General features: G+C 39.1%; 14 protein-coding genes. 8 read left to right on the top strand and 6 right to left on the bottom strand.

The window, feature by feature from the left end; all coding sequences use genetic code 11:
• Positions 1 to 40: 40 nt before the first annotated feature.
• The 3 genes from dnaE to gyrB all read right to left on the bottom strand — a co-directional run bounded on the left by dnaE (position 41) and on the right by gyrB (position 7,218).
• Positions 41 to 4,480 carry a DNA polymerase III subunit alpha gene (gene dnaE, locus LPB86_RS18760; RefSeq protein ID WP_230692954.1) on the bottom strand — a complete coding sequence of 1,480 codons (4,440 nt, stop codon included), beginning with the start codon at positions 4,478 to 4,480 and terminating at the stop codon, positions 41 to 43.
• A gap of 133 nt (positions 4,481 to 4,613) precedes the next feature.
• Positions 4,614 to 5,093, bottom strand: a complete 480-nt coding sequence (locus LPB86_RS18765; RefSeq protein ID WP_230692955.1) for a lipocalin family protein — start codon at positions 5,091 to 5,093, stop codon at positions 4,614 to 4,616.
• A gap of 166 nt (positions 5,094 to 5,259) precedes the next feature.
• Complete coding sequence (gyrB, locus tag LPB86_RS18770) at positions 5,260 to 7,218, bottom strand: DNA topoisomerase (ATP-hydrolyzing) subunit B (RefSeq protein ID WP_230692956.1); 1,959 nt, start codon at positions 7,216 to 7,218, stop codon at positions 5,260 to 5,262.
• Positions 7,219 to 7,385: 167 nt separating this feature from the next.
• Between gyrB and LPB86_RS18775 the strand changes: the two genes are divergently transcribed.
• Both LPB86_RS18775 and LPB86_RS18780 read left to right on the top strand, forming a co-directional pair.
• Positions 7,386 to 7,985, top strand: coding sequence for an OmpH family outer membrane protein (locus LPB86_RS18775; protein ID WP_230692957.1), 600 nt, complete (start codon positions 7,386 to 7,388; stop codon positions 7,983 to 7,985).
• A 68-nt stretch (positions 7,986 to 8,053) separates the two neighbouring features.
• Positions 8,054 to 8,527, top strand: a complete 474-nt coding sequence (locus LPB86_RS18780; RefSeq protein ID WP_230692958.1) for a nucleoside deaminase — start codon at positions 8,054 to 8,056, stop codon at positions 8,525 to 8,527.
• On the opposite strand, the gene LPB86_RS18785 is transcribed toward LPB86_RS18780, so the two are convergent.
• The gene (locus LPB86_RS18785; protein ID WP_230692959.1) at positions 8,517 to 8,900 is read right to left on the bottom strand and encodes an RNA-binding S4 domain-containing protein; all 384 of its coding nucleotides are present in this window, start codon (positions 8,898 to 8,900) and stop codon (positions 8,517 to 8,519) included. The genes LPB86_RS18780 and LPB86_RS18785 overlap by 11 nt on opposite strands.
• 148 nt (positions 8,901 to 9,048) lie before the next feature.
• Between LPB86_RS18785 and LPB86_RS18790 the strand changes: the two genes are divergently transcribed.
• The 6 genes from LPB86_RS18790 to miaA all read left to right on the top strand — a co-directional run bounded on the left by LPB86_RS18790 (position 9,049) and on the right by miaA (position 14,708).
• The gene (locus tag LPB86_RS18790; RefSeq protein ID WP_230692960.1) at positions 9,049 to 9,867 is read left to right on the top strand and encodes a 2,3,4,5-tetrahydropyridine-2,6-dicarboxylate N-succinyltransferase; all 819 of its coding nucleotides are present in this window, start codon (positions 9,049 to 9,051) and stop codon (positions 9,865 to 9,867) included.
• Positions 9,868 to 9,872: 5 nt separating this feature from the next.
• On the top strand, positions 9,873 to 11,006 hold the full coding sequence (locus LPB86_RS18795; protein ID WP_230692961.1) for a glycosyltransferase family 1 protein: 1,134 nt from the start codon (positions 9,873 to 9,875) through the stop codon (positions 11,004 to 11,006).
• Between the two features lie 20 nt (positions 11,007 to 11,026).
• Positions 11,027 to 11,593 (top strand): L-threonylcarbamoyladenylate synthase, encoded by a 567-nt coding sequence (locus LPB86_RS18800; protein WP_230692962.1) that lies wholly within the window; start codon positions 11,027 to 11,029, stop codon positions 11,591 to 11,593.
• A 69-nt stretch (positions 11,594 to 11,662) separates the two neighbouring features.
• Positions 11,663 to 13,078 carry a CCA tRNA nucleotidyltransferase gene (locus LPB86_RS18805; RefSeq protein ID WP_230692963.1) on the top strand — a complete coding sequence of 472 codons (1,416 nt, stop codon included), beginning with the start codon at positions 11,663 to 11,665 and terminating at the stop codon, positions 13,076 to 13,078.
• Positions 13,079 to 13,127: 49 nt separating this feature from the next.
• Positions 13,128 to 13,793 carry a plasmid pRiA4b ORF-3 family protein gene (locus LPB86_RS18810; RefSeq protein ID WP_230692964.1) on the top strand — a complete coding sequence of 222 codons (666 nt, stop codon included), beginning with the start codon at positions 13,128 to 13,130 and terminating at the stop codon, positions 13,791 to 13,793.
• A 9-nt stretch (positions 13,794 to 13,802) separates the two neighbouring features.
• Entirely contained in the window at positions 13,803 to 14,708 is a 906-nt protein-coding gene (miaA, locus tag LPB86_RS18815) for a tRNA (adenosine(37)-N6)-dimethylallyltransferase MiaA (protein WP_230692965.1), read from the top strand.
• Here miaA and LPB86_RS18820 read toward each other — a convergent pair.
• Both LPB86_RS18820 and rpoC read right to left on the bottom strand, forming a co-directional pair.
• On the bottom strand, positions 14,705 to 15,019 hold the full coding sequence (locus LPB86_RS18820) for a DUF3467 domain-containing protein (protein WP_230692966.1): 315 nt from the start codon (positions 15,017 to 15,019) through the stop codon (positions 14,705 to 14,707). The two genes, miaA and LPB86_RS18820, sit on opposite strands and share 4 nt — an antisense overlap.
• A gap of 122 nt (positions 15,020 to 15,141) precedes the next feature.
• Positions 15,142 to 19,428, bottom strand: a complete 4,287-nt coding sequence (gene rpoC / locus LPB86_RS18825) for a DNA-directed RNA polymerase subunit beta' (protein WP_230692967.1) — start codon at positions 19,426 to 19,428, stop codon at positions 15,142 to 15,144.
• Between the last annotated feature and the right edge of the window lie 5 nt (positions 19,429 to 19,433).

Below are 19,433 nucleotides of genomic sequence, written 5' to 3' on the forward strand. Positions count from 1 at the left end.
AAGGTGGCACCGCCAAAATGACATTACAACAACTTAGAGACTAGTTCTTTTGACCTAATGTGGGATTAAGGTTAAGTGCTTTTAACTGATCTAACAGCACGTTACTAGGGTTAATTTTAAGAGATTTGGAAGGTAGCTTAACAAATACGTTCTGCTCACGATCATACACATCGAAAATGAGCTGACAGTTCTGCTGCTCTGTATTGGACTTATTGTCATCCAGAATCGCCATAATTTGACTCATAAACTGGTCACTAATCATTTCTAACGGTACCTGAATGTTTACAGATTTTGCAAGCTTATCCCTAAGTTCGGAAAGGAGATTGATTGCAGTGATTTTAAACTCCCAATCGCCCTCTTTTCTAAACCGTTCTCCTACCCTTCCCCTAATCTGAAGAAAGTAGCCTTCTGTTAAGAATTGTTTGAATTTGATGAAATCATCACCAAACAAAGCCAATTCACAACTATCTTCGTAATCTTCAAAAGCAAGTGTACCAAAAGGCTTTCCGGTTTTAGTCATCCGTTGTGCTGCTGCTGCCACCAGGCCCCCTACAACAAGGTCTCTGTTTTTGAGCTGCTCAAATTCAGCCAGAACCTCATCATTGGTATCTCCCATCCGTACCTTATTGACAATGGAAAGATGCTTTACAGAATGCTGGCAAAACTCTTTGAGCTCTAGTTTATAATTATCAAGGGGATGGCCGCTCAGGAAAATCCCGATGGCATCTTTCTCATACTTTAAACGGTCTATTAAACTCCATTCTGGAGCCACCGGCAGCGCCGGCTCAAGGATTAAATCGGCCACGGATCCACCAAACAGGGATGACTGTGAGGAAGATTCATTATTTTGAAAGTCATTTGCATATTTAATAACCTTCTCAATACCGTTCATTTTATCGTTTACACCTACAAAAAAGTATTGGGCACGATGGTTACCAAATTGATCAAACGCACCACTATACACAAAACTTTCGTATGCTTTTTTATTGACAGTACGCGTATTGGAACGACGGGCAAAATCATACAAATCTTTGTACATGCCATTGGTCTCCCGTTCTTCAATGATACTTTCTACTGCTTTGTCTCCAACACCTTTGATCCCCGAAAGCCCAAAACGGACCTCTCCATACATGTTTACAGAAAATTTAATGTCAGATTCATTAACATCTGGCCCTAACACCTGAACGCCCATTTGTTTACACTCTTCCATGAAGAAAGCCACTTGCTTAATATCACTCATGTTATTAGAAAGTACGGCAGCCATATACTCAGCAGGGTAATGTGCTTTTAAATACGCTGTTTGGTAAGCAATCCAGGCATAACAGGTAGAGTGTGATTTGTTAAAGGCATAAGATGCAAAGGCTTCCCAATCTTTCCATATCTTCTCTAATATAGTCGCATCGTGGCCCTTTTCCGCAGCTTGTTTTACAAACTTGGGTTTCATTTTATCGAGTACGTCTTTCTGCTTTTTACCCATCGCCTTACGCAGTACATCGGCCTCACCTTTGGTAAAACCTGCCAGCTTTTGAGATAAAAGCATCACCTGCTCCTGATATACGGTGATACCATAGGTTTCTTTCAGGTATTCCTCGCAGGCATCCAGGTCATACTTGATTTCTTCCTCACCATTTTTACGTCTTACGAAACTCGGAATATACTCCAAAGGCCCCGGACGATAGAGTGCATTCATGGCAATCAAGTCACCAAAAACGGTGGGCTTAAGCTCTTTCATGTACTTTTGCATCCCACTACTCTCGTACTGGAAAATACCGATGGTTTCTCCCCGCTGAAACAACTCATAAGTTTTCACATCATCTATAGGAAACTCATCTGGATCTAAATCTATATGGTGCCTGTATTTGACAAGTTTAACTGTATCTTTTATTAGGGTAAGGGTTTTTAAACCCAGGAAGTCCATTTTTAACAGTCCCGCACTCTCTACCACAGAGTTATCAAACTGGGTTACATACAAGTCAGAATCTTTGGCAGTGGCTACCGGAACATAGTTGGTTATATCACTTGGGGTAATGATTACCCCGCAGGCATGAATACCAGTATTACGAAGTGAGCCTTCAAGAACCTGGGCCTGCATAATGGTTTCGGCACTCAAATCTTTAGCTTCTGCCAATACTTTTAGCTCAAGTACCTTTTCATATTCATCTGCACGAAGGGCTTCTTTTAAAATCTTTTCTTCGAGATTGAAGATTTTTGCCAGCTTCATGTTTGGAATAAGCTTGGCAATTTTATCTGCCTCAAAGAGTGGCAAATCTAACACACGGGCGGTATCTCTAATGGAAGATTTGGCAGCCATGGTACCGTAAGTGATGATTTGCGCTACCTGATTAGAACCGTATTTACGGATTACATAATCCATAACACGGCCGCGGCCTTCATCATCAAAGTCAATATCAATATCGGGCATGGAAACCCTGTCTGGATTCAGGAAACGCTCAAATAGTAGATCGTATTTGATGGGATCTATATTAGTGATCCATAGACAATAGGCTACAACAGAACCGGCCGCAGAACCCCTTCCTGGTCCAACAGAGACATCGAGGTTTCTGGCTTCTCGTATAAAATCCTGTACAATGAGGAAGTAACCTGGGTATCCGGTTTTCTCAATAGTTTGCAGCTCAAAATCCAGCCGTTCTTTAATCTCGGCTGTAATTTCCCCATATCGTTTTTGAGCACCTACATAGGTTAGGTGGGCAAGGAATTTATTCTCTCCCCTCTTACCACCGTCCTGTTCATCTTCGGCTACTAAAAATTCGTCAGGAATATCAAATTTAGGTAGCAGAACTTCGCGGGCAAGCTTAAAGATTTCTACCTTATCTATAACTTCCTGAATGTTGAGGATAGCTTCTGGCAAATCGGTAAAAAGAGCCTTCATCTCTTCTGGAGATTTGAAATAATACTCTTGATTGGGCAGACCATAACGATAGCCACGGCCACGACCAATTGGTGTGGCTTGTTTTTCTCCATCTTTTACACACAATAAAATGTCGTGCGCGTTTGCATCTTTTTTATTAATGTAGTAGTTGTTGTTGGTGGCAATGAGTTTTACATTGTGCTTTTTTGCCAGTGAAATCAAAGAGACATTCACAATGTTCTCGTCTTCCTGATTATGCCGCATCACTTCAATATAGAAATCATCTGCGAATTGTTCTTTCCACCATAGGAGGGCTTCCTCTGCCTGACGCTCTCCCAGATTTAAGAGTTTGCTGGGAATTTCTCCATAAAGACTTCCGGAAAGGACAATGATGTCTTCTTTATATTGCTCAATTACCTGCCTGTCTACCCGCGGCACATAATAAAACCCATTGGTATAAGCGATGGACGACATTTTTGCCAGATTATGGTAACCATTTTTATTCTTAGCCAGCAATACAACCTGGTAGCCGTTATCTTTTCTCTTTTTATCTGTATGGTCATCACAAACAAAAAACTCACATCCTACTATAGGCGTAATGATTTGTTCTGATGGCTCTTCACCCTTTTCAATTGCGGCAGCATTTTTTGCTTCTACTCCTTTGTTGTGGTTTAAAACCTGATTTACAAAGTGAAAAGCCCCCATCATATTGGCATGATCTGTCATGGCAACTGCTGGCATTTTATGCGTTGCAGCAGCTTTGATTAGCGCTGGGATATTTATGGTAGACTGAAGAACTGAGAATTGAGTATGTGTGTGCAAATGCACAAAATTGGCTTGTTGTAACTCTAACCTGTTGTCTGCAAGTTCTTGTTTTGAGATTCCGCTACCACTTGTTTTTTGCAGACGTTTACGGATATCATCTGAAGCAGATTTAAGGTTAACATGTTTTAAACCAACACGGCCAATAACGCCAGGATTTTTTTCTTTAAAATAGCTAAAGTATTCTTTACCTTTCTGTAGCTGTTCTGGCTTAAAGACTTCTAGTTTAATGAGCTGAAGGAAGCAACGTGTAGTGGCTTCAACATCGGCTGTGGCATTGTGGGCTTCGGCAAATGGTTCTCCAAAGAGGTACTCATGCAACTCGGTTAGGTTTGGCAGCTTAAATTTACCGCCTCTACCACCTGGCAGGCGTAAAAGCTCGGCAGTAACTTCGGTACAAGTATCTAAAACCGGCATCGATGCCAGCGGACTTTCCAATCCGGCACGATACAATTCACTGCCCATAATGTTAACATCAAAACCAATGTTTTGACCGACCACGAATTTTGCTTTAGAAAGGGCTATATTAAATTTTTCTAAAACTTCCAGCAAATCTATCCCCTGCTCTTCGGCCAGTTCTGTAGAAATACCATGTATCCTTTCTGCATCGTAGGGGATATTAAAACCATTAGGCTTTACCAGATAATCCTGATTTTCTATCAGGTTACCCAATTCATCATGTAGCTGCCATGCTATTTGAATACACCTTGGCCAATTGTCTGTATCGGTTATGGGTGCATTAAAGTTGCGTGGCAAACCTGTAGTTTCGGTATCAAAAATCAAATACATAGCCGGATGTTAAAACGTATTGGGGAATCAAAAATGAAGAACAAAAATACGGATTTTTATGACGCTGAACTTAATGGAAATGCCATATGTTATCAACAATAAGCAATAGGCGCTGAGCTGTAAAATCTACGGCTTAAGCAAAGGATTTTTTTGCAGGGGCGGCAGGATGACCTTGTGCAACAAGTAAAGTGGTATCGTAGCCTTTTTTGCTACAGCGATCTATAATATCATTAAGCAATTGCTGCTCTATTACAGGTACTCTGGCCATGATGTAAAGATATTTACACTTTGGATGACCCACAACCACGTAAGAATAATCTGCAGCGATTTCAATTATCCAGTAATCTGTTTTAAACGGCCACAGCAACTGTGCCTTAAAAACGGCATTTTCATTTCTGCGAACAGCAAATAATTTGGAACGCATATATTTTGTTTTATCTTCTCCTTTTAGTTTATAGGTAGAGAATACAGCATAATAGCCATCGGGGTGGATTACATATGTGTGGGTGGTCTGCTTCCAGTGTTTATCCATCATTGTTGGTATAGAATACAGCGCGTACCACTTTCCAGCATAAGACAGGATATCAACTTTTTTTACCGGCAAATTCTCCATGGCAATTGTTATATTAAGCAACGATGCAGCAAATGTAAAATCTTTATTATGAAACCAGCAAGATTGGATAAAGTTTTAGTTTACCGGAATTACTTACCCTTATTTTGGTTAAAAAAAATGAGGTTGCCTTTTTGGACAACCTCATAATATATTGTTAAAAAAGTAGTTATGCGTCTATTTTAGCATACTTTGCATTTCTTTCTATAAACTCTCTACGTGGGCCAACTTCATCGCCCATTAGCATTGAAAAGGTATGATCGCATTCTGCAGCATTTTCAATAGTGGCCTGCATCAATGTACGTGTAGCCGGATTTAAAGTAGTATCCCACAACTGCTCTGCGTTCATCTCTCCCAAACCTTTGTAGCGTTGTATATGTACACTCTCTTCTTTACCCGCACCTTTAAGGCGTTGTACTGCGGCATCACGCTGTACATCATTCCAGCAATATTCAAATTCTTTACCTTTTTTAACCTGATAAAGAGGTGGAGCAGCAATGTAAACATAACCGGCTTCAATTAATGCCTTCATGTAACGGAAGAAGAAAGTCAGGATTAAGGTAGTAATGTGTGAACCATCAATATCAGCATCCGTCATGATTACAATTTTATGGTAGCGAAGCTTGGTAATATTTAAAGCTTTGTCATCTTCTGGAGTTCCGATGCTTACGCCCAGAGCAGTAAACATGTTCTTGATCTCGTCATTTTCATAAATCTTATGCTCCATGGCTTTTTCCACATTCAGGATTTTACCTTTTAAAGGAAGTATAGCCTGGAAGTTACGGTCACGGCCTTGTTTTGCCGTTCCACCCGCCGAATCTCCCTCCACAAGGTACAATTCGCATTTTACCGGATCACTGTCAGAGCAGTCAGAAAGTTTACCAGGTAAGCCGGAGCCACCCATAACACTCTTACGCTGAACCATCTCACGTGCTTTACGCGCTGCAGAACGCGCTGTAGCCGCAATAATAACTTTGTTGATGATCAGTTTTGCTTCTCTTGGGTTCTCCTCAAGGTAATTGTTCAATGCCTCACCTACTGCAACATCTACCGCACCCATTACCTCAGTATTACCAAGCTTGGTTTTAGTCTGTCCTTCAAATTGCGGCTCCTGAACTTTTACAGAAACTACAGCTGTAAGCCCTTCACGGAAGTCATCTCCGGTGATTTCAAACTTAACGTTCTTAAGTAAACCAGATTTATCTGCATAAGCTTTTAGGGTACGGGTTAAACCACGTCTAAAGCCGGCAATGTGTGTACCACCTTCATGCGTATTGATATTGTTTACGTAAGAGTGTACATTTTCTGCATAGCTGTCATTATATTGCAATGCAAGCTCTACAGGAATGCCATTTTTGATCCCCTCTACATAGATAGGTTCTTCTATTAAAGACGGACGGCCTTTATCTAAAAACTGTACAAATTCTTTTAATCCACCTTCGGAAAGGAACAATTCAGAAAGCGCATTGCCTTCTTCATCAATCTCACGTTCATCAGTTAAAGTTAAGCTGATGCCTTTATTTAAAAAGGAAAGCTCTCTTAAACGTGAAGCGAGAGTATCGTAACGATACTCTGTAGTTTGGGTAAAAATAGTTGGATCTGGTGTAAACGTAATTACAGTACCGCGTTTCTCCGTTTCGCCTACAATTTTAACATCGTATTGTGGCTTACCCATCTCATACTCTTGTTCCCATATTTTACCATCGCGGTGAACTTCGGCTTTTAAGTGTGTAGAAAGTGCGTTTACGCAACTTACCCCAACACCATGCAATCCACCTGAAACTTTGTAGGTGTCTTTATCAAACTTACCACCCGCATGCAAAACGGTCATTACAATTTCTAAAGCCGATTTCTTTTCCTTTTGCATAATGCCTGTAGGAATACCACGGCCATTATCTTCAACCCTGATGGAGTTGTCTTTTAATATATTAACAAAAATGGTATTTGCATGTCCTGCAAGGGCCTCATCAATGGAGTTATCTACAACTTCATAAACCAGGTGGTGTAAACCTTTGATTCCGGTATCGCCTATATACATAGAAGGGCGCTTACGCACCGCTTCTAAACCTTCTAATACCTGTATATTATCTGCCGAATAATTTGACTTTGAATCTTGTTCTTCGCTCATAAAATTTAATAAAACAATAAGAGTCAAAAATAACCATTTATAAACAAATAACTTCAAAATGTGGATAACTATTTAGCTGCATGAGGGGTAAAATCATCCCTAAAAACAGACCATATTTAGGATACTAATTTGTAAATTTTATATTTGCTGAAATTTATAAATCCAGCATGAAAAGAATGACTTTAAAACTAAGCAGTATGGCTACTGCCGTAGCGATAGTTTCTGTAATGGCATCTTGCCAAAATAAAGAGCAAACCACTACCGCTTCTAAACCTGCAGATGCTGCAGCCGTTAGTGCAAAAGACCAGATTGTTTATGTAAACTCTGATTCTTTGTTAACAAAATATGAATATTTTAAAGATTTAAAAGTTAAGCTTGACGGTAAAGCTAAAGTGGCGCAAGACGATATGGCTGCAAAACAACAAGCTTTTCAACGTGAAGTAGCGCAGTACCAGCAACAACAAAACACATTGCCTGCAGACCAGAGAGCAGCTACTGAACAAAGACTTGCACGTAAACAGCAAGAGCTTCAGTCTTACCAGCAAAATGCGGGTTCGGCACTTCAGGGTGAACAAGCTACAGAACAGGAAAAACTGTACAACAAAGTTGCTGATTACCTTAAAGTTTACGCTAAAAGCAAAGGCTTTAAAATGGTGTTGACGTATTCTAAAGGTAACAGTGCCATATTATTTGCAGATGAAAGTCTGGATATTACATCTGAGGTTATTAAAGGCTTAAACGATGCCTATAAATCTGACAAGAAGTAAGTAATTGACAAAACTTGTAAATGCCCCGAAATTCGGGGCATTTTTTTTGCTTATACTTTTTAGAAATTATGGAAAAACATCAAGAATTTATGCGACTGGCCATCGCCCTTTCTGAACAAAATGTTTTGGAAAGTTTAGGCGGCCCTTTTGGAGCCGTAGTCGTGAAAAACAATGAAATAGTAGCACAGAGTGCCAACAAAGTGACATCAACCAATGACCCTACAGCACACGCAGAGATTGCGGCAATTAGAATGGCCTGTACTGTGTTGAATACCTTTGACTTGACAGGTTGTATAATTTATACCAGCTGTGAACCTTGCCCCATGTGTTTGAGCGCAATTTATTGGGCACATATTGACCAGATCTATTATGCTAATACTAAAAATGATGCAGCAGAAATTGGCTTTGACGATAAGCTAATTTATGAAGAGCTGGAAAAACCTGCAAGTGAACGCAAACTACCCGCTGTGCAATTACTGCGCAACGAAGCTTTAGGTGCTTTTGAGCGCTGGAACCAATCTGCCATGCAAACTAAGTATTAGTAAGATCGTCGATATCTCGCCTGTCTTTTTTTGTAGGTCTTCCTGTTCCCCTATCGCGCTTTAGCATTGGCGCATGGAAAGCAGATTTGTAGGCGTGTGTTTCTTCTAAAGGGGTAATGTCTTTGTACTTGGTGACTGCAATTTTGGCCTCCACTCTGTTGTGCAGCAGCTCTACTACTTCGATGAGTTTTTTTTCTATGCCTTTAGAAACCTGATATACTTCTCCAACTTTAACTACAGCAGAGGCTTTGAGGTTTTGTCCATTAAATTTTATACGGCCTGCCTTACAGGCTTCTGTAGCCAATGTACGGGTTTTAAACAAACGAATTGCCCACAAATATTTATCAATTCTTAATTTTTCCTGTTCTGCCATAAATTCAAAAATACACAGAACCTTCATGAATTGACGAATACAAAATAAAAATTATCAACTTCCATGGCATCAAATGCAAATATTATCTGCCAAAAACGATGCGGGATACATAAAATTGATTTATTTTGTCAAAAATTTAAAATATACGATGATAGCACAATTAAAAAAGTTGGTAGAAGCGGCCTGGGACGACAGAAGCTTATTAGAATACACCGAATATTGCGAAGCAATTGAAACTGTTATTTTGCAACTTGATAAAGGAGAAATGCGTGTTGCCGAACCGATTTTAAACTCTTGGGGTATTAATGAATGGATTAAAAAAGCAGTAATTCTCTATTTCCCAATCAGACAGATGAAGGAAATTGAACTGGGTCCTTTTGTGTACCATGACAAAATGAAACTTAAAACTGATTATAAAGAAACTGGTGTAAGGGTTGTTCCTGGTGCTACCGCACGTTATGGTTCATACTTAGCCAAAGGAGTAATTATGATGCCAAGTTATGTAAATATTGGTGCATACGTAGATGAGGGTACTATGGTTGATACCTGGGCTACTGTTGGTTCTTGCGCACAAATCGGAAAACATGTACACTTGAGCGGTGGCGTTGGTATTGGTGGGGTATTGGAGCCTATCCAGGCGGCACCGGTAATTATTGAAGACAACTGCTTTTTAGGTTCACGAGCTATTGTTGTTGAAGGTGTACGTGTAGAAACTGAAGCTGTATTGGGCGCTAATGTGGTATTAACTGCTTCTACCAAAATCATTGATGTTACTGGTGATACACCTGTAGAATACAAAGGAATAGTGCCTGCACGTTCTGTAGTAATACCAGGTAGTTATACAAAGAAATTCCCTGCGGGAGATTATCAGGTACCTTGTGCTTTGATTATTGGAAAGCGTAAAGAATCTACAGATAAAAAGACATCCCTAAATAATGCATTAAGGGAAAATAACGTAGCTGTTTAACTACGATGAATATTGGTTTTGATGGAAAAAGGGCTGCAAACAATACAACAGGCTTAGGCAATTACAGTCGCTCGCTTATTGAACAACTTGCTCATTTTTTCCCTCAAAACCGATATTTGCTTTATACGCCAAAAGTTAAAAAGACGCGTCAGGTAGATGCTTTTTTTAAACTGCCCCAGGTGTTGCTTCAATTGCCAAAAACAGGGGCAGGTGTACTTGGCAAGCTCTTATGGCGAAGTATAGGCATAAAAAGACAGCTCATGGCCGATAAAGTTGATCTTTATCACGGCTTAAGTAATGAAATCCCATTAAGATTAAAAAATGAGCTAAAAACGGTAGTAACTATCCACGATCTGATCTACCTCCGTTTCCCTAAAAACTACAGATACATTGACCTTAAAATTTACGACTTTAAAAGTCGCTATGCTTGTGCAAATGCAGATCGCATTGTAGCCATAAGCGAACAGACGAAAAATGACATCATTGAGTTTTATGGTACAGAACCCTCTAAAATAGATGTAATTTATCAGAGTTGCGACGATAGTTTTAAGCTGCTGCTGTCTGCTGAGGAAAAGGAGCTGATTAGGAAAAAATATAATTTACCTGAGAAGTTCTTGCTGAATGTAGGGACAATAGAAACCAGAAAAAATTTGCTGCTGGTGGTAAATGCGCTTAAAAATATACCTGCATCGTATAAACTGGTAGTAGTTGGTAAAGAAAAGGACTATGCTACCCAGGTTAAGAAACAAATTGCTTTACAAAAACTGCAAGACCGGGTTATTTTTTTAAAAGATATTCCATTTACCGACCTTCCGGCTATTTATCAATTGTCTTCAATATTTGTATATCCCTCGTTTTACGAAGGTTTTGGCATTCCTATTATTGAGGCGCTTTTTTCTAATGTACCTGTTATTGCTGCTACTGGCTCATGCCTGGAGGAAGCCGGTGGCCCAGGTAGTTTATATGTAAACCCATCAGATGCCAATGAACTAACAGCTGCCATAAACCGGATCATTGACGACAAGTCCCTTCAGGACGAAATGAAATCTGCTGGTTTGCAGTTTGTACAAAAATTTAACAATGACCCGCTTGCAAGACAAATGATGGATTGTTATTTAAAAACCATACATCCTATTTAAAATCCTGCTACTTTTACGGTATGCTAAAAACAGAAGTAGAAAAAGCGTTAGCGGTTCTAAAAAACGGCGGTGTTATTCTGTACCCGACAGATACAGTTTGGGGTTTAGGTTGTGATGCATCCAACGAAGAAGCTGTACAAAAGATAAATTCAATTAAAAAACGTTCGGAGGATAAGAGCTTCATTGTACTGCTGGAATCTGATGCCAGATTACAGAGTTATGTTTCGGAAGTCCCTGATGTGGCCTATGAACTTATTGAATACGCAGAAAATCCACTGACTATTGTTTTTTCCGGTGCCAAAAACCTTGCTCCGGGCGTAATTAATAAAGATGGAAGTGTGGGAATAAGAATTGTAAAACACCAGTTTTGCGAGCAATTGATCCAACGCTTTCGTAGACCGATTACCTCTACTTCAGCTAATATTTCTGGCGAACCTGCCCCTGCCATTTTTGCTGAAATTAGCTCGCAGATACTTGATGCGGTAGATTATGTTGTAGACTGGGAGCAAGAATTATATACGCCCAAAAAAGCATCTACAATTATGAAATTAGGTGCAGGTGGTCAATTTTCCTTTATTAGAAAGTAACTTTTGTTATTTTTGTAGTTCAATCCCCATCATTCCCTTCAGCAAGGCTTACGAAGGGCTATCATATATATGGAAAAACATTTAGTACATCCTGTTTTTAAGGTACTTGCCAGCATTGCGGATAAACATAATATTGAAGCTTATGTAATTGGCGGGTATGTTAGGGACATTTTTTTAAACAGGCCATCAAAGGATATTGACATTGTAGTACTTGGAAATGGAATAGAATTTGCAGAATTGGCAGGACAGCAACTGAGAACAAAGGTTGCCGTATTTAAAAACTTTGGTACTGCCATGTTAAAATTCCAGGATCTTGAAATAGAGTTTGTAGGTGCCAGAAAGGAGTCTTACAGATCTGATTCCCGCAAACCAATTGTTGAGAACGGAACGATTGCGGATGACCAGTTAAGAAGGGATTTTACCGTAAATGCACTTGCAATTTCTTTAAACGCTGCTAACTTTGGACAGCTTATAGATCCTTTTGACGGAGTTATAGATTTACAAAATAAGCTGATGCGCACGCCTCAAGATCCAGAACTTACTTTTTCTGATGATCCCTTAAGGATGATGCGTGCCATCCGTTTTGCAGCTCAGCTAAATTTTGATATTGATGAAATTGCACTTAAAGCAATTTCAAGGCAAAAGGATAGAATTAAAATTGTTTCCAAAGAGCGTATTACAGATGAATTAAATAAAATCATCCTCTCTCCTATTCCTTCTATTGGCTTTAAACATTTGTTTGACACCGGGCTTTTACACCTCATATTTCCACAGATGGCCAACTTATATGGCGTGGAATACATTAATGGAAAAGGCCATAAAGATAATTTTTACCACACGCTACAGGTGCTGGACAATATTTGTTTGGTAACTGATGACCTATGGCTAAGATGGGCAGCCATTTTGCATGACATTGCCAAACCTGCAACAAAAAGGTTTGAAGAAGGGCATGGATGGACTTTTCATGGGCACGAAGATAAGGGCGCAAGAATGGTTCCTCAAATATTTACACAGCTAAAATTGCCGCTGAATGAAAAGATGAAATATGTTCAAAAGCTAGTTCAGCTACATTTGCGCCCCATTGTACTGGCGCAAGAGGTAGTTACAGATAGTGCTGTAAGACGCCTTCTGTTTGATGCTGGTGAAGATATTGAAAGTTTGATGCTGCTTTGCAATGCAGATGTAACTACAAAAAATGAATATAAGGTAAAAAAGTATAGAAATAACTTTGAACTGGTTAAACAAAAGCTGAAAGATGTGGAAGAAAGGGATAAAATCCGGAACTGGCAGCCTCCAATTACTGGAAACGACATTATGAACACTTTCGGACTGACAGCGGGCAAAGAAGTTGGACTGATAAAAAATGCCATAAGAGAAGCTATATTAGAAGGCGAGATCACCAACAATTACAATGATGCACTGGATTTTATGCTTAGAAAAGCAAAAGAATTTGGATTATTACCAGTAAAGAATAACGCAAATTAAAAGAAAATATATTTTATTATTAATTTTATAAATCAGAAAAAAAGCTAAAATGGCAGTTTATAGATTTAGAGTGAGTTTTGAAGAATTTGATGAGATTGTTAGAGAAGTTGATATCAAAACAACTCAAACATTTGAAGATCTACACCGGGCTATTCAGGGTTCAGTAGGTTATAGTCCTGAAAAATCGTCCTCCTTTTACGTAAGCTCTGATCATTGGATTAAAGGAGATGAAATTGCTTATTTACCAAATCAGCGTAAAATAGACCGCGGCGTTACGCTTATGGAAAAGGCAAAACTAAGCAACTTCATTGACGATCCTCATCAGAAATTTTATTACATCTACAACTTTGACAGGCCATTTGATTTTCATGTGCAATTAATTAAAATTATACTGGAAAATGAACCTGGAAAGGTTTACCCATTTATATTCAAAAGTACTGGGGAAGCGCCAAAGCTAATTGAGAACAATGGCGCAGTATCTTACCTTCTTCAGGCTAAAGAGAAACCAGAAGATTTCGATTTCATGAATGAAGCCGGCTTTGAGGCTGAAGATGCGGATGAGCTGGAAGCAATGACAGCAAGAGATTTTAATGCTGGAGAAAAAGCCGAAGATGCACCAGGTGATGATGATGATAAGGATTCAGACGACTACGCTGAACATGGTGATGACGACGAAGATTATAGTATAGACGACAGCAAAGATGATGATTACTAACTATTTGATGTGGATCATAAAACATTAATTGTTATAGTTGGGCCAACGGCGATAGGTAAAACTGCTTTAGCTATCTCTTTGGCCCAACATTTTTCCACTGAGATCATCTCTGCCGATTCCAGGCAGTTCTTTACTGAAATGGAAATTGGAACTGCAAAGCCTTCGGCATTTGAACTTGCGCAGGCTCCACATCATTTTATAAATTCGCATAGCATCAAGCAACTTTTTAGTACGGGCGATTTTGAGCTCGAAGCATTGCGTATTTTGGAAAGCTTATTTAAAAAGCAAGATATCGCAATCCTGGTGGGTGGTTCTGGCTTATATATAAATGCTGTTTGTAATGGACTAGACGAGTTACCAGACACAGATTTGCAGATCCGTGAGGAATTAAACCAACGCCTGGCCGTAGAAGGGTTAGCAACCATTAAAGCTCAGCTTAAACAGCTGGATCCAGAATATTTTGAACGTGTTGATCAATCTAATCCTCAAAGAATGATTCGCGGACTTGAATTCTTTCTTTCTACTGGTCATAAACTATCTTCCTATCAAACCCACACTAAAAAGAAAAGACCATTTAATATTCTAAAGATAGGTTTGAATCAGGACAGGACTGAGCTTTACAATAGAATTAACTACAGAGTTGATTTAATGATGGAGACTGGATTATTAAATGAAGTTGAAGGCTTAGCACCGTATCGGAATTATAATGCCTTAAAAACTGTAGGATATACAGAATTATTTGATTTTCTGGATGGAAATATTCAGCTACAGGAGGCAATAGATCAAATCAAACAAAATACCCGCCGTTTCGCAAAACGACAACTCACATGGTTTAGGAAAGATGAAGAAACAAAATGGTTTGAACCAAGTCAAACCACTGAGATCATCAACTATATACTTTCAAAAAAAGATTAAGCCTGGGCCGCTGGGCCGCCAAAGTTCATTGGGAAAGCAGTAGGCTCATCATGTGTCTTAATGCGACCATTTTCAGCTTCATATCGCTCAACATTATCTATCATAGCTGCTGTAAGCCTTTTCGCATGCTCAGGAGTCAAAATAATTCTGGATTTCACCTTAGCTTTAGGTATCCCAGGCATGATCCTTATAAAGTCAACTACAAATTCCGTATTGGAATGCGTAATGATGGCCAGATTTGAAAATATACCTTCTGCAATTTCCTCAGAAAGCTCTATATTAATTTGATTAAGGTCTTCAGGTTGTTCCATACAACAAAACTAATGCTTTAATTATAAAATTAATCATCCTCCATAAACAATTGCAAAATTATACCATAAAAAAAGTCCCCCAACTTTTAGAAGGGGGACTTGGTATAACATATTTAGTGTTTTTATGCTTCTACTTCTTCTTGTTTAGAGGCAAGTAATTTATCGTATTCTTCCTGAGAACCTACAATAATACGCTCGTATCCACGAACACCTGTACCAGATGGTATTAAATGCCCAACAATAACGTTTTCTTTCAGTCCCAACATATTATCACGTTTACCTGCAATTGCAGCTTCGTTTAATACTTTAGTGGTTTCCTGGAAGGAAGCCGCAGATATGAATGATTTAGTTCCTAATGACGCTCTTGTAATACCTTGCAATACTGAACTGGCAGTTGCCGGTCTTGCATCACGAACAGTAATCTGCTTCATGTCTTTACGTTTCAATTGAGAATTCTCATCTCTTAATTTACGTAATGAAATGATCTGGCCTGGTTTAACGGTATTAGAATCACCTGCATCTTCAACAACTTTTTTGTCGTAAATCTCATCATTTTCAATCATGAAATCCCAACGATCAACAGAGTTGTTTTCAAGGAATATAGTGTCTCCCGGATCCTCAATGTGAACCTTTTGCATCATTTGGTGAACGATAACCTCAAAGTGTTTATCGTTAATTTTCACACCCTGCAAACGGTAAACCTCTTGTACACCATTAACTAAGTATTCCTGTACAGCAGCCGGACCTTTAATTGATAGGATATCGGCAGGAGAAATAGAACCATCTGAAAGTGGCATACCCGCTTTAACAAAGTCATTATCCTGAACCAGGATGTGTTTAGACAATGGAACAAGATACTTTTTAACTTCACCGTCTTTAGATTCAATGGTCATTTCGCGATTACCACGTTTCACACCACCTAAAGTTACCACACCGTCAATTTCAGTTACAACAGCCGGATTTGAAGGGTTACGCGCTTCAAACAACTCTGTTACCCTTGGTAAACCACCCGTAATATCCCGGGTTTTACCAGTAGAACGTGGAATCTTAACAAGAATTTGTCCAGTTTGAACTGCTTCTCCCTCTTCAATTGCGATGTGGGCTCCAACAGGGATGTTATATCCTCTGATTAATTCACCCTTTTTATCTACAATTCTAACGGATGGATTTTTAGTTTTATCACGAGTATCGATGATTACTTTTTCGCGGTGACCTGTTTGCTCATCAGACTCCTCACGGAAAGTAACTCCTTCGATGATCGCATCAAACTCAATTTTACCTGCAAATTCTGAGATAATTACAGCGTTATATGGATCCCATGAACAAATTCTGTCTCCTTTAACAATCTGAGCACCATCTTCAACATATAAAAATGCACCATAAGGAATGTTATTGGTCATGATTACTTTACCTGTACCAGGCTCAATAATTTTAAACTCACCAGAACGTCCTAACACAATGTTGGTATCACCATCTTCAGTTTTGGTTGATACTGTACGTACATTTTCAAATTCAAGAATACCGTCAAACTTAGCAATAATCTGAGATTCAGCAGCAATGTTAGATGCAGTACCACCCACGTGGAAAGTACGTAATGTTAACTGCGTACCCGGCTCTCCGATTGACTGTGCAGCAATTACACCAACAGCTTCACCTTTCTGAACACGTTTACCGCTGGTTAAATTACGACCATAACATAGTGCGCAAACACCTCTTTTATTTTCGCATGTCAATACTGAACGTATTTCAACACCTTCTACAGGAGATTCTTCAATTGCTTTCGCTACATCTTCATCAATATCCTCACCAGCACCAACCAAAAGTTTACCGTCAAGTGGGTTAAATACATCATGTAGTGAAATACGACCTAAAATTCTATCGTACAACGGCTCAACAATATCCTCATTGTCTTTCAATGCAGTAGTATACATACCTCTTAAGGTACCGCAATCTTCAGCATTAACAATCATATCCTGAGCAACGTCATGTAAACGACGGGTTAGGTAACCAGCATCTGCAGTTTTCAAAGCCGTATCGGCCAAACCTTTACGAGCACCGTGAGTAGAGATAAAGTATTCCAGTACAGAAAGTCCTTCTTTAAAGTTAGAAAGAATAGGGTTTTCAATAATCTCACCACCTGATCCTGACTTCTGAGGTTTTGCCATCAGCCCCCTCATTCCGCAAAGCTGACGAATCTGCTCTTTAGAACCACGGGCACCAGAATCAAGCATCATGTAAACAGAGTTAAAGCCCTGGTTGTCGCTCGATAACTGCGTCATCACGAATGATGTTAAACGGTTATTGATACGAGTCCAGATATCAATAATCTGATTGTAACGCTCGTTATTAGTAATGAATCCCATGTTGTAGTTATTCCTTACTTCTTCTACTTCAACTGAAGCTTGCTCCAATAAAGTATGTTTCTCTACAGGAATGTTTACATCCTGCAAATTAAACGACAATCCACCTCTAAATGCCATTTGGAAACCTAATTCCTTAATGTCATCCAGGAATCTGGCGGCACGGGACATACCAGTAACTTTAACTACACCACCAATAATATCTCTAAGAGATTTTTTAGTAAGCAGTTCATTGATATATCCAACTTCTTCAGGCACCATCTGGTTAAACAGTACACGCCCAACAGTCGTTTCAATTAATTTATTAACAATAGATCCATCTTCTTCTTTAACATTTGCTTTTACTTTAATAAAAGCGTGAAGATCAATTTTCTTCTCATTGTAGGCAATAATAACCTCTTCTGCAGAATAAAATGATGAACCTTGTCCTTTAACAACACGTGTCTCATCAGTTTTACGGCCTTTAGTAATGTAATAAAGACCCAAAACCATATCCTGAGATGGTACAGTAATAGGTGTACCATTCGCAGGATTCAAGATATTGTGTGCAGCAAGCATCAATACCTGGGCTTCCAAAATAGCAGCATGACCTAAAGGTAAATGCACAGCCATCTGGTCACCGTCAAAATCCGCATTAAAAGCCGTACAAACCAAAGGGTGCAATTGAATTGCTTTACCTTCAATTAACCTAGGCTGGAAGGCTTGAATACCTAATCTGTGCAAAGTAGGTGCACGGTTAAGCAACACAGGGTGTCCCTTTAATACGTTTTCTAAGATATCCCAAACTAAAGGATCCTTACGGTCTACTATTTTCTTAGCAGATTTAACTGTTTTCACAATTCCGCGTTCAATCATTTTACGAATGATAAACGGTTTGAAAAGCTCAGCAGCCATATCTTTAGGTAAACCACACTCGTGTAATTTAAGGCTAGGACCTACAACAATTACAGAACGGGCAGAGTAATCCACACGTTTACCCAATAAATTTTGACGGAAACGACCTTGTTTACCTTTCAGAATATCTGAAAGTGATTTCAGGGCACGGTTACCTTCAGTTTTTACCGCATTTACTTTACGCGAGTTATCAAATAACGAATCTACAGCTTCCTGTAACATACGTTTTTCGTTACGTAAAATAACTTCCGGCGCTTTAATCTCGATCAAACGTTTTAAACGGTTGTTACGGATAATTACACGACGGTATAAATCATTTAAATCAGAAGTAGCGAAACGTCCGCCTTCAAGAGGCACTAAAGGGCGCAATTCTGGTGGAATAACAGGAACGATCTTAATGATCATCCATTCAGGATTGTTCTCGATACGTGTTTTTGCACCACGGAAAGCTTCCACCACTTGCAGACGTTTCAAAGCCTCGTTTTTACGTTGCTGAGAAGTTTCGTTTGCTGCCTGGTGACGCAAATTATAAGATAAAGAATCTAAATCGATACGTTTCAATAAATCTTCTAACGCTTCAGCACCCATTTTGGCGATGAATTTATTAGGATCTTTATCGTCAAGATATTGATTCTCTTTAGGCAATTTATCTAAAATATCCAAGTACTCTTCTTCAGTTAAGAAGTCCATATATTGAATACCTTCTTCTTCCATTAAACCAGATTGAATAACTACGTAACGCTCGTAGTAAATAATCAAATCTAATCTTTTGGTAGGAAGACCTAATAAATAACCAATTTTGTTAGGTAAAGAGCGGAAATACCAGATATGCGCAACAGGAACCACAAGGTTAATGTGTCCCATACGCTCTCTACGAACTTTCTTTTCTGTTACTTCAACACCACAACGGTCGCAAACAATCCCTTTATAACGGATACGTTTGTATTTACCGCAATGACATTCGTAATCTTTAACCGGACCGAAAATACGTTCACAAAACAAACCATCACGTTCAGGTTTGTAAGTACGGTAATTAATCGTCTCAGGTTTCAACACCTCTCCGCTAGAACGTTCCAGGATATTCTCTGGAGACGCCAAACTAATGGTGATTGAGGTGAAGTTGCTTTTTAATTTATTATCCTTTTTGTAAGACATAGCTC

Source organism: Pedobacter sp. MC2016-14 (assembly GCF_020991475.1).
Taxonomy (GTDB): Bacteria; Bacteroidota; Bacteroidia; order Sphingobacteriales; family Sphingobacteriaceae; genus Pedobacter.